The 11,685-nt window shown below is 61.9% G+C and carries 9 protein-coding genes; 8 read left to right on the forward strand and 1 reads right to left on the reverse strand.

Features of this window, described 5'->3' with window-relative positions:
* Window positions 1–6 precede the first annotated feature (6 nt).
* The 8 genes from GV368_RS08150 (at window position 7) to GV368_RS08185 (ending at window position 11,191) form a co-directional block, all read left to right on the forward strand.
* The gene (locus tag GV368_RS08150; protein ID WP_142804163.1) at window positions 7–321 is read left to right on the forward strand and encodes a hypothetical protein; all 315 of its coding nucleotides are present in this window, start codon (window positions 7–9) and stop codon (window positions 319–321) included.
* Entirely contained in the window at window positions 314–727 is a 414-nt protein-coding gene (locus tag GV368_RS08155; RefSeq protein ID WP_169116167.1) for a type II toxin-antitoxin system VapC family toxin, read from the forward strand. The genes GV368_RS08150 and GV368_RS08155 overlap by 8 nt, the downstream gene beginning before the upstream one ends.
* Window positions 724–2,637, forward strand: a complete 1,914-nt coding sequence (locus GV368_RS08160; protein ID WP_169116168.1) for a BREX-1 system adenine-specific DNA-methyltransferase PglX — start codon at window positions 724–726, stop codon at window positions 2,635–2,637. Before GV368_RS08155 ends, GV368_RS08160 begins: the two co-directional genes overlap by 4 nt.
* Window positions 2,637–3,752: a Fic family protein gene (locus GV368_RS08165; RefSeq protein ID WP_142804166.1), complete on the forward strand. Its 1,116-nt coding sequence runs from the start codon at window positions 2,637–2,639 to the stop codon at window positions 3,750–3,752. The genes GV368_RS08160 and GV368_RS08165 overlap by 1 nt, the downstream gene beginning before the upstream one ends.
* A gap of 111 nt (window positions 3,753–3,863) precedes the next feature.
* Window positions 3,864–6,392 carry a PglZ domain-containing protein gene (locus GV368_RS08170; RefSeq protein WP_169116169.1) on the forward strand — a complete coding sequence of 843 codons (2,529 nt, stop codon included), beginning with the start codon at window positions 3,864–3,866 and terminating at the stop codon, window positions 6,390–6,392.
* A 5-nt stretch (window positions 6,393–6,397) separates the two neighbouring features.
* A complete protein-coding gene (gene brxL / locus GV368_RS08175; protein ID WP_142804168.1) occupies window positions 6,398–8,443 on the forward strand; it encodes a BREX system Lon protease-like protein BrxL in 2,046 nt (681 codons plus the stop codon).
* A 68-nt stretch (window positions 8,444–8,511) separates the two neighbouring features.
* Complete coding sequence (gene galE / locus GV368_RS08180) at window positions 8,512–9,537, forward strand: UDP-glucose 4-epimerase GalE (protein WP_169116170.1); 1,026 nt, start codon at window positions 8,512–8,514, stop codon at window positions 9,535–9,537.
* A 91-nt stretch (window positions 9,538–9,628) separates the two neighbouring features.
* The gene (locus tag GV368_RS08185) at window positions 9,629–11,191 is read left to right on the forward strand and encodes an acetyl-CoA hydrolase/transferase family protein (protein ID WP_169116171.1); all 1,563 of its coding nucleotides are present in this window, start codon (window positions 9,629–9,631) and stop codon (window positions 11,189–11,191) included.
* A 27-nt stretch (window positions 11,192–11,218) separates the two neighbouring features.
* Here the strand turns inward: GV368_RS08185 and GV368_RS08190 are convergent, their stop codons facing one another.
* Complete coding sequence (locus GV368_RS08190) at window positions 11,219–11,644, reverse strand: PIN domain-containing protein (protein ID WP_198288998.1); 426 nt, start codon at window positions 11,642–11,644, stop codon at window positions 11,219–11,221.
* Window positions 11,645–11,685 lie beyond the last annotated feature (41 nt).

The raw sequence follows: 11,685 nt of genomic DNA on the forward strand, positions 1-11,685 counted from the left end.
AAGACGATGAATGCCGTCATTTTTGAAACCGTTGTCACTGAAGAGCATGAACTGCACTGTACCTTGCCAGCCTCATTGCCCACCGGCTGCCGTTTGCGCGTGGTCATCGAACCCATCCCGGAACAGTCGCCGGCGCAAGGCGAATCTGTTCGGGCGCTGACGGGCGACGATCTTGTCGACCACTACCAGCCCAAAACCGAATTGGGCCAGATCATCATCGAAGCGCGCCGCGCCTATATCGAAAGCGGAGGAAAGCCGATGTCCTGGGACGAAATCAATGCCGAGGTGCGTGAACGTCGAGGAGGGCTTGCCGATGATTAAGCGCAGCTATATCGATGCCAATGTACTCATCGCGGCTTGGAAGGGTAACGATGAAGCCGGCTCGGCTGCGCTGGCGGTGCTCGATGATAGGGAACGAACTCTGTTGGTCAGCGATGCGCTGTGGCTGGAGGTGATGCCCAAGGCCATCTACGAGAAAAACCATGGCGAAATTGCCTTCTACCGGAGTGTCTTCGAACGTGCTGAACATCACCATTGGCGGCTCGATGTGCTGCACCATGCCCAAACGCTGGCGCAACGCTACGGCATCGCGGCCATGGATGCAATTCATGTGGCCACCGCCCTGGCAGCAGGCGCGAATGAGTTCATCAGCGGGGAGAAGCCAAGCAAGCCGATGTTCCGCGTCAGTGAAATACCCGTCATTACTTTACGGGGCCAAACATCATGACCGCCTTCCTGCGCCTGCTGGCCGAAGACGACAAAGCCGCCGCCTTGCAACAGGTGTGCGCCCGCCTGCGGCGGGGCGAGACCGATGCGCGCCTGTTCGAGGTTGCGCCGGAGGCGTTCGATGCCGTGCCTGGGAAGCCCTTTGCCTATTGGGTGAGCGATGCCGTGCGAAATTCGTTTATGAAGTTTCCTGCTGTTGAAAAAAACACGCTTGTAACAAGTGGAACAGGAACACTCGACGATTTCAGGTTTTTGCGCTGTTGGTGGGAGATTAAAGGTAGCGAGCGATGGTTTCCATTCGCAAAAGGCGGGGCTTTTTCTCCAACCTACTATGACCACCATTTGCTCGTTAATTGGACAGTTGATGGTAGTGAAATGAAGGCTTGGATAATATTTCGCTATGGCGGAGGGCATTGGGCAAGAAATATCCGTTCAACTGAGCACTACTTCCGCCCCGGGCTGACGTGGCCGCGACGCACGACTAGCGGCCTCAGCATGCGCGTCATGCCCGCCGGCTGCATTTTTGCCGACAAAGGCCCGGCGGCCTTCGTCGCTGGCGATGACCCTGGAGAACTGCTGGCGCTATGCGCTTTGCTCAACAGCAGCGCCTTTGGCCTGCTGGTCTCGCTGCAAACGGCTGCCGCCGACGCCGCCGCCCGATCTTACGAAGTCGGCCTGATCCAGCAAACCCCCGTCCCCAACCTGACTGCCGAGAATCAAACCCGTCTGGCCACCCTCGCCCGCCGCGCCTGGTCGCTCAAGCGCACGCTGGATACCATCGAAGAAACCTCGCACGCCTTCCTCTTACCCGCCGCGCTGCGCGCGCGCCTCGGCGATTTCAACCCGCCGGCCATCGAGGCCGAACTTGCCCATATCCAGGCCGAGATCGACGCCATCGCGTTCGATCTCTATGGCTTCAGCGAATCCGACCGCGCCGCCGTGTTGGCGGCCCAAGGGGCAGCGGCTGAGGAAGCTGGTCAAGCCGAGGCAGACGACGAGCCGGACGACGAAGACATCGCCGCGCCCATCGACCTCAGCGATGGTCTCCTCTCCTGGGCCGTCGGCGTGGCCTTTGGCCGCTTCGACTGGCGCCTGGCCACCGGCGAGCGGGAGGTGCCGCCCGAGCCGGAACCCTTCGATCCCTTGCCCGCGAAAAGCCCCGGCATGTTGCCGGACGGCGCCGAACCTTTCCATGCCCATGCGGGCATTCTGGTGGACGACCCCGGGCACCCGCACGACCTGCCACGCTTGATCGAGGAAGTGCTCACCCGCGTCGATGTCGCCGTCCCGGACGAGGCGCGCCGCTGGCTACGGCGGGATTTCTTCGCCTTCCACCTGCGGCAATACAGCAAAAGCCGCCGCAAGGCGCCCATCTACTGGCCGCTTGCCACCGCCTCGGGCAGCTACACGCTGTGGGTCTATTACCCCAGCCTCACGAGCCAAACGCTCTACACCGCCATCAACGACTTCGTCGAGCCCAAGCTCAAACAGGTCGACGCCGACGTGACGGCACTGCGCAACAAGGGCGCGAACCGCACGCGTGACGAAGAAAAGCAGTTCGAAGCCCTGCAAGCCTTCGAGCTGGAGCTGATCGAACTGCGCGACACCTTGCTCGAGATCGCGCCGACCTACAAGCCCCATCACGACGACGGCGTGCAGATCAGCGCAGCGCCGCTCTGGCCGCTGTTCCGCCACAAACCCTGGCAGAAGGTGCTCAAGGAGACTTGGAAAAAGCTCGAAAAAGGCGACTACGACTGGGCGCATTTGGCCATGAACTACTGGCCGGAGCGCGTGCACGAAAAGTGCAAGACAGACAAGAGTTTGGCGATCGCGCATGGTCTGGAGCATCTCTACATCGAACCGGCGGCCAAACCCAAAAAGGCGCGTGGCAGGAAGGCAAAGGACGATTGATGTCAGTTCACTACCACCTTGGGCGGTTTCCACCAGCGCAACTGGATTGGTCAACGCTGATTCCGCTGCTGGGGCCGACGGCCGCTGCCGTCGCGCGCTACGACGGCACGCTGGCGGCAATTCCCAACGCGGCGGTGCTGCTTTCTCCACTGACAACGCAAGAAGCGGTGCTGTCCTCGCGCATCGAAGGTACCCAAGCCACCATGGGTGAGGTACTGACGTTCGAGGCTCGGGGCGATTCGCCCGGTCTGAGCGAGGAACGCCGCAATGACATTCGTGAAGTGCTGAACTACCGGGCGGCAATGCGCATGGCCGAGAAGATGCTGGCCGATGTCCCGCTCTCACAGCGCGTGATCCGCGAAGCACACAAGGTGTTGCTGGACGGCGTACGCGGGCAGGGCAAGGCGCCTGGCGAGTACCGTCGCCTCCCGAACTGGATCGGTCCGGCCGGTTGTACCGTTGAACAAGCCCGATTCGTGCCGATTTCCGCTGACAAACTGCCCGACGCCATGAGCGCTTGGGAGCGCTATCTGCATGCCGATGCCCCCGACCGGCTGGTGCAACTGGCGATCGTGCATGCCGAATTCGAGGCGCTGCACCCCTTTCTGGATGGCAATGGCCGCTTGGGGCGCATGCTGGTGCCGCTGTTTCTGTGGCAGAACGGGCTGATTCAACGCCCGATGTTTTATCTGAGCGCCTTTCTGGAGGCGCACCGAGACGAGTATTACGAGCGCCTGTTAGCCGTTTCACGTGATGACGATTGGACCGGCTGGTGCCGCTTCTTTCTTGACGCGATCAAGGCCCAAGCCGAGGAAAATCAACAAAAGGCCGCGGCGATCCTGGACCTGTATGAGCGCATGAAACGGGAGGTTGTCGATCTCACCCGCTCCCAATATGCGATTCACGCTCTGGATTGGATCTTCGAACGGCCGATTTTCAGAAGCTCGGATTTCGTGGCCAGCGCGGGCATCCCCGAACCGACGGCCAAACGCATCGTGCCTGCCTTGCGGGAGTCCGGCATCCTGCGCATCCTGGTGGAGGCCAGTGGTCGACGAGCGGCCACGCTGTGCTTCCCGGCGTTGCTCAACATCGCCGAAGGGCGGGAGGTGTTTTGAGGCTCATGAAATGGCCGCAAACGCATTTGTGGCTCACGATGAGTAGCTTTACGATCCACAAACCAGGTTGCAGAGCGCTAGTGAGCCACAACACATAGCATCGAGGTGCAGATGAACATTGCAGAATTCATTCGCGAGTCCGTATTGCGGCCCCGCTTGAAGCAAGCGGGCGTGCTGGTGGTGTACGACGCCGACGGGCGCTACCGCGATTTGTGCTTCGATCTGGCAAGCGATGAGGTGCGCGTCATCGATGCGTCGATCAGCAGCATCGAAAGCCGTGAGGCGGCGCTCATGGCGCTGCGCGAGCTTGGGCAGCCCAAGGCGTCGCTCGCGGGCGTGTTGATCTATGTGCCGGCCAAGCGCCCGGAAACCGATGAGCAAAAACAAGTGGATCCATTCGCCCTGTACGCAGCATGCGGCGCGGTGTTTCCGCAAGATGATGGCGACGAGTATCTGAGCCTGTGCCTGCGCGCCAGGCCGGATCATGCGACCGAAATCCGGCAGGTGTTTGCCACATCTCCCTCTGGTCCGACTTTCGCGGTGATCGACGCGATTGGCGGCGGTGTGAGCTGGCCCCAGTTACGCGCCGCGTTGCAGGTGGAGTCGGGGCGTGAGATTCTGGCCGCGCTGCTGGCGCCGACGTCTCGCCAGGCCGAGGCGCTCAAGGCGCAGGAGGGGTGGGTGGATGAGGCGCGTGCCTTCCTGCGCGCCACCTTGGGCCTGAACGTGCAGACACGCGGCAAGACGTGGTCTGCGCTGGCGGATGAACTGTGGCGTTACGTGCTGTTCAGCGAGTTTGTGTTCGATTTGCCCGTGGCGCTGCCGGACACCCTGAAGAGCGTGCCGCATGCGCCGATGGAAGCCAGGCCCATCATCGAGGAGGTGTGCGATCGTCTGCGCACCGATCCCAAGACGCATGCGCTCTATATCGAGCGTGCGGAAACCATTGAGGCCGAGCTCAATTTGACCGAACTGTGCAGGGGCATTGAAGACCTGGGCGAGCGTGACACTTTCCCGTTCGAGGAGCGAACGTTCCTGCGCACGGCGATCAAGGGCCTCGTCGCCGGTGATACCGACGCCACCCGCCAGGTATTGGTCCGTCGCAAGAATTCGGTATGGCTAGGCAAAGGGGAAAGCCAGGCGCAGTGGGAGTTGCTTCGCTGTGGCTTGAGTCTGGTCGAGGCTTGCGATGATTTCGAGCGCCAGCTACCGAATCACATCCGTTCGCAAGCAGAACTGATCGATTTTTACCTGGGCAGCCTACGCGAAGTTGATCGCCTGCAACGTGAATTTGAGCAGGCGGCGGGTGACTTCCTCGACCCGCATGGTTTGATGCAGGAAGTGATCAGCCAAGCTCGGGCGCGCTATCGGCGTCTGGCGGAAAAGGTTCAGGACGTGTTTGTGAAACACCTCGAGACTGCGGGCTGGCCGCCCAATGGACGCCTGGCCAATGCCGAGGTGTTTGACCGCCTCGTGGCGGATCGCCTCAAGGAAAGCGGCCGTAAGCTGGCCTACCTGATGGTGGACGCCCTGCGCTATGAGTTGGGCGTGGCGCTGGAAAAATTGCTGGCGGAGGACGGCCCCGTCGAGCTGCAGGCGGCCTATGCGCAGTTGCCGACCATCACGCCGGTGGGTATGGCGAGCTTGCTGCCAGGCGCCCGCACGGGGCTGACGCTGGAGCTGGCGAACGATTCCCTGGTGCCGAAGCTGGACGGGGCGCCGGTGAGCACTGTTGCGCAGCGCATGGCCGTCTTGAGCAAGAAGTATGGCGATCGCTTCGCTGAAATGCCGCTCAACGATTTTGTCCGTGGCAGGCCCAAGATCGCCGAAACCGTCGATCTGCTGGTGCTGCGTTCCACGGAAATCGACAGCCAATTGGAGAGCAACGCCGAAACGACGCTCGGGTTGATTCCGAACATGCTCAAGCAGATTCGTGTGGCGCTACATAAGTTGCGCGGCATGGGCTTCAAGGAAGCGGTGATCGTTACGGATCATGGTTTCTTCCTCAACGCACACGCGGAGGCGGGCGATGTGTGCGTCAAACCGACAGGGAAGTGGCCCGTCAATGCCCACGATCGCATGATGCTGGGCGCTGGCAGCGCCGATGCGCACAACTTGGTCGTCAGCGCCGAAAAGGTCGGCATTCGGGGTGATTTCGCTCAGGTGGCACTGCCGCGCAGCATGGCGCCGTATCGCTCGGGGCATTTGTATTTTCACGGCGGGGCATCGCTGGCCGAGGCCGTCGTGCCGGTACTGGTGGCCAGGCTGGACACCACCGCCCATGCGGATCTCCGCAAGGTGGTGGTGGAGCTGAACTACAAGAACGGCGCCAAACGCATCACGACGCGCTTGCCGGTCATCGAAGTGATCCTGGGAAACGACGATCTGTTCTCGCAAGACATGAGCCTCGAGATTCTGTTGGAGGCCCAAGACAGCAGAGGCAATGTGGTGGGAGAGCCGCGCCCAGGTGGTGATGTAGACCCCGCGACCAAAACCGTGACCCTGATGCCCGGCCAGCGCAAACAGATTGCACTGCGCATGGATGATGAGTTTAGAGGCAAATTCAAGGTGGTGGCGCTCAACCCCACGACCCTGGCGGCCTACAGCCATCTCACGCTCGAGACCGACTATACGGAATGAACCCCATGGACGAACTCGACCAAAAACTCAACGCCGCATTCGATGGCAAGGTGCTGCGTAAGGACCTGCTGCACCGGATCAAAAAGGGTACCAACGTCCCGACGTTCGTTCTGGAGTTCCTGCTGGCCAAGTATTGCGCCAGCAGTGACGAGGCCGAGATTCAAGCGGGCCTGGAAGCCGTTTTATCCACCCTGCAGGAAAACTACGTGCGCCCGGACGAAGCCAACGCAGCCCAGTCGAAGGTGGCGACCAAAGGTAAGCACCGCTTCATCGATAAAGTTCATGTTCGCTACGTTGAAAAGGAAAAGCGCCACTGGGCAGCATTGGAAAATTTCAACTCGCAACGTATCGCCATCGCGGAAAAGTTCTATCGCGACAATGATCGCTTGCTGGAAGGCGGCATTTGGGCCGAAGTCACCCTGGCGCACAACGATATCGACGAAGACGACTATGCGTTTTACATCGAAGATCTGCGCCCGATCCAATTGACCCGTTTCGACTTCGACCGCTATGCAGAGGGGCGCGCGGCATTCACGCGCGATGAATGGCTCGCGGCGGTGTTGCGCTCCGTGGGGCTGGAGCCTAGCAAGCTCTCGAAGCGTGTGCAGATGCACTACATTGCCCGCTTGGCTGCGCTGGTAGAGCCCAATTACAACTACATCGAGCTGGGCCCGCGCGGCACCGGCAAATCGTACTTTTTCAGCGAGTTTTCGCCCTACGCCACGCTGATCTCGGGCGGCCAAGCGACCAAGGCCACGCTGTTCTACAACAACGCGCGCCGCAAGGTGGGCCTGGTCGGCTTTTGGGACACGGTCGCGTTTGACGAAGTGGGCGGAATCAAGGTCAAAGACCCCGACACCATCCAGATCATGAAGGACTTCATGGCCAACGGGCGCTTTTCGCGCGGCGTCGAAGTGATCGCCGACGCCAGCCTGAGTTTCGTTGGCAATATCGATATGTCGATCGAGCAGCTGGTCAATTCGAACGAGCACGACCTGTTTCAGCCCTTGCCGCCAGAACTGGACTTGGCGGTGATGGACCGTTTTGCCGCCTATATTCCAGGCTGGGAAATGCCCAAGAACAGCAGCGAATTTCTGACCAATCATTACGGCTTCATCACCGACTACCTGGCCGAGGCCTTTCACTACCAGTTCAAGCACACGAATCGGTACGAGGAAGTGAGCAAGCGCATCCGGCTTGGCAAATCCGTCGAGGGGCGCGATGAAAAAGGCATCAAGAAGACCGTCTGCGCGTTCTTGAAAATCTTGCATCCGAACGGGCCGCCGACGGACGACGAGTTCGAAGAGTATGTGGCCTACGCCATCGAGTACCGCCGCCGCGTCAAGGAGCAGATGAACAAGCGCAAACCGGACGACGAGTTCGCCCGGATTAATCTGTCCTACTTCAAGGCTAGCGGTGAGGAAGTAGTAGTTTTCTGCCCCGAGTCGAAGGACGCGCTCGCAACGCAAGAGCCGGCGCGCCGTCGTTTGCGTCAGACGGATGAGCGGCCTGCCGAGGCGGTCGAGGTTCAACCTGCTGCTGCATATTCTCCAGCCGTGCCGACGCCGCCGTCACCGGCCGAGCTCAGGGAACAGCACTTCACCATCCTCTATGGCGACACTGGCTATAGCTATGATTCAATCATAGGACCGTATCTACGAGGTGCGAAGTCGGTCGTCATCGAAGATCCTTACATCCGGCTACAGCATCAGATTCAGAACTTCGTGCGCTTTTGCGAGACCGTTGTCAAGGCTGGGACGGTGAAGAAGATAAGCCTGACCACCGGATATGATGACAAGATCCAGTTGGCCACCATTACAGAGAAGCTCGATGAGCTGAGGCAAAGCCTTTTGGAATTAGATATCGAGCTAGAGGTACAGTTCAACCCGAATATGCATGATCGGGAGATTCGTATCGACAACGGTTGGGTGATCAAAATTGGCCGAGGACTGGATTTTTTCCAGAAGCCGGGAGGCTGGTTCGAGGTGGGTGTGCACGATCTGAGTTTGCGAAAGTGCCTTGAAACGAAAGTGGATATTTTTCGGATCTGAGGCGGGGAAAAGAGCGAAACCTACCTTTAGGTAAGCTCCCCCTTTTTTCACTGCATGAGGACGATCGGATGAAGGTGCTGGTGACCGGCGCGGCCGGCTATATCGGTTCGCATACCTGCGTGGAACTCTTGATGGCGGGCCACGAAGTGGTGGCGCTCGACAATTTCTCCAACAGCCACCCCGAGGCGCTCGCGCGCGTGGCCGCACTGGCCGGGCGCGCGCCGACGGTGATCGAGGCCGATGTGCGCGACCGCGACACGCTCGTGCGCGTGCTCGAGCGGCACGGCTGCACGGCGGTGATCCACTTCGCCGGCTTGAAGGCCGTGGGCGAATCGGTGGCGCAGCCGCTCGCCTATTACGACAACAACGTGCTCGGTACCCTGCGTCTGCTGGAGGCGATGCAGGCGTGCGGCGTGAAGACCCTCGTCTTCAGCTCCTCGGCCACGGTCTATGGTGAGCCGCAGCGTCTGCCGCTCACCGAAGACCATCCCTTGAGCGCCACCAACCCGTACGGTCGCACCAAGCTCGTGGTCGAAGAGATGCTGCGCGACCTCTTCCGTGCCCAGCCCGACTGGCGTATCGCCCTGTTGCGCTACTTCAACCCTGTGGGCGCGCATCCTTCCGGGCGCATCGGCGAGGATCCGGGCGGCGTGCCCAACAACCTCATGCCCTACGTGGCCCAGGTGGCGGTGGGGCGACTGCCGAAACTGCGCGTCTTCGGCAACGACTATCCCACGCCCGACGGCACGGGGGTGCGCGACTACCTGCACGTGGTCGACCTGGCGTTGGGGCATCTGGCGGCGCTGCGCACCCTCGCCGCGGAGCCGCCGCAATGCCTGGCGGTGAACCTCGGCACGGGCCGGGGCCATAGCGTGCTCGAACTCGTGCGCGCCTTCGAACGGGCGAGCGGACGCGAGATCCCCTTCGAGATCGCCCCGCGCCGCCCCGGCGACGTCGCCGCGTGCTGGGCCGATCCGAGCCTGGCGGCCGAGCGCCTCGGCTGGCGTGCCACGCGCGGGATCGAGGAGATGTGCCGCGACGCCTGGCGCTGGCAGCAGGCCAATCCACAGGGCTATGCGAAGACCGAAGGATAAAGGGATTCATATGGCAAGTCTTTGATGTTTGATATAAAACGCATGACGTGCGGGGTAGAATCGCACGATCTCCCTTCCCTTTTCATGGATCATGAGCGCGAACGACCGTATCCTCGATGCCCAGCTGCGCGGCAAGATCATGTCGGCCGACGAGGCCGCGGCACTGATTCCTTCCGGCGTGAACGTCGGCATGAGCGGATTCACCGGCGCCGGGTACCCCAAAGTGGTGCCCGCGGCGCTGGCCAAGCGCATCCTCGACGCGAACCTGCGCGGACAGCGTTTCAAGATCAGCGTGTGGACCGGCGCTTCCACCGCCCCCGAGCTCGACGGGGCGCTGGCCATGGTCGACGGCATCGAAATGCGCCTGCCCTACCAGTCCGACCCCACCTGCCGCAAGCGCATCAACGCCGGCGAGATGGAGTACATCGACATCCACCTCTCGCACGTGGCGCAATTCGTCTGGGGCGGGTTCCTCGGCAAGCTCGACATCGCCGTGGTCGAGGTAGCGGGTATCACTGAAGACGGCCTGCTGATTCCTTCATCCTCGGTGGGCAACAACAAGACCTGGCTCGATCTGGCCGACAAGATCATCCTCGAGGTCAATGCCTGGCAAAACCCCGAGCTCGAGGGCATGCACGACATCTACTACGGCACGGCCCTGCCGCCGCACCGCAAGCCCATTCCCATCCTGCAGTCGGCCGATCGCATCGGCATCCCCTACTACCGCGTCGACCTCGATAAAGTGATCGCGGTGGTGGAGACCAACCATCCCGACCGCAACACGCCCTTCACGCCGCCCGACGAGAATTCGCGCCGCATCGCCGGCCACATCCTCGAATTCCTCCAGCACGAGGTGAAAAAAGGGCGTCTGCCGGAGAACCTCCTGCCGTTGCAATCGGGCGTGGGCAACGTCGCGAACGCCGTGATGGCGGGGTTGCGCGACGGCCCCTTCGAGAATCTCACCGCCTACACCGAGGTGCTGCAAGACGGCATGCTCGAGTTGATCCGCTGCGGCAAGCTCACCTGCGCCTCGGCCACGTCCTTCTCGCTCAGCCCGGACGCGCTCACCGCGCTCAACGCCAACCTGAAAGACTTCAAGAACAAGATCCTGCTGCGGCCGCAGGAAATCTCGAATCACCCCGAAGTCATCCGGCGCCTGGGCGTCATCGCCATGAACGGCTTGATCGAGGCCGACATCTACGGCAACGTCAACTCGACCCACATCATGGGCACTTCGATCATGAACGGCATCGGCGGCTCGGGCGACTTTGCGCGCAACGCCTTCATCTCGATCTTCATGACGCCTTCGAGCGCCAAGGGCGGCACCATCTCCTGCATCGTGCCCATGGCCTCGCACGTGGATCACACCGAGCACGACGTACAGGTGATCGTCACCGAGCAGGGCCTGGCCGACCTGCGCGGACTCTCGCCCAAACAGCGCGCCCGCGTCATCATCGAGAACTGCGCCCATCCCAACTTCAAGCCGGCGCTGCGCGAATACTTCGAGCGGGCACTGCGCTATTCGCCGGGCAAGCACACGCCGCACCTGCTCGACGAAGCCTTCACCTTCCTGCCCAACTGGATGGCGAACAAGGCCGCGCGCGAAGCCTGGCGCGACGATTCGCTGGTGCAGGCCGACGCCTGGCGCAAGTAAGGGAGCGCCCCGCCCGCGACGATTTCTTCACGAGATCTCGGTTGCCGCAACGGGGCCTCGAAGGGGCATCGCCTGCTCCGGCCGGAGGATGGCGAGCCGCGGCGCGATGCGGCGGTGCCGCGCGAGGCGCAAGAGCGCCTTGTCGCGGGTGAGGAGAAGCGGCGCGTAGGCGAGCGCGCAGACGAGGAATTTCTGGTCGTCGGGATCGCGGCAGCGCGCCGGGGCCTCCAGCTCGGGAAGAGGCAGCTCGCGCCGCAGCGCCGCGTAGGCGGTGCGCGCGGCGGCGGCGCGCTGGGGGTCGAACCCCTCGCGCGCGAGCACGCAGTGCCATTCGGCGATCATCGGCGGGGTGGCGACCGGGACGAGCCGGCCGCTAGCGAGCGCCGCAGCGAGCGGCGAAAGCGCAGGGTCCTCGAAGTACCACAGCGCGAGTGCGGCGTTGGTGTCGAGCACCACCGCCGTCGCACCGACGGCGGTGGGGTTGCTTGCATCGT

This window comes from Tepidiphilus baoligensis (assembly GCF_012911495.1).
Classification (GTDB): domain Bacteria; phylum Pseudomonadota; class Gammaproteobacteria; order Burkholderiales; family Rhodocyclaceae; genus Tepidiphilus; species Tepidiphilus olei.

What these genes read in the sequence shown, in the direction of transcription:
- GV368_RS08150 (WP_142804163.1), top strand. Translation starts at nt 7, where the DNA reads ATGAATGCCGTCATTTTTGAAACCGTTGTCACTGAAGAGCATGAACTG.
- GV368_RS08155 (WP_169116167.1), top strand. Translation starts at nt 314, where the DNA reads ATGATTAAGCGCAGCTATATCGATGCCAATGTACTCATCGCGGCTTGG.
- GV368_RS08160 (WP_169116168.1), top strand. Translation starts at nt 724, where the DNA reads ATGACCGCCTTCCTGCGCCTGCTGGCCGAAGACGACAAAGCCGCCGCC.
- GV368_RS08165 (WP_142804166.1), top strand. Translation starts at nt 2,637, where the DNA reads ATGTCAGTTCACTACCACCTTGGGCGGTTTCCACCAGCGCAACTGGAT.
- GV368_RS08170 (WP_169116169.1), top strand. Translation starts at nt 3,864, where the DNA reads ATGAACATTGCAGAATTCATTCGCGAGTCCGTATTGCGGCCCCGCTTG.
- brxL (WP_142804168.1), top strand. Translation starts at nt 6,398, where the DNA reads ATGGACGAACTCGACCAAAAACTCAACGCCGCATTCGATGGCAAGGTG.
- galE (WP_169116170.1), top strand. Translation starts at nt 8,512, where the DNA reads ATGAAGGTGCTGGTGACCGGCGCGGCCGGCTATATCGGTTCGCATACC.
- GV368_RS08185 (WP_169116171.1), top strand. Translation starts at nt 9,629, where the DNA reads ATGAGCGCGAACGACCGTATCCTCGATGCCCAGCTGCGCGGCAAGATC.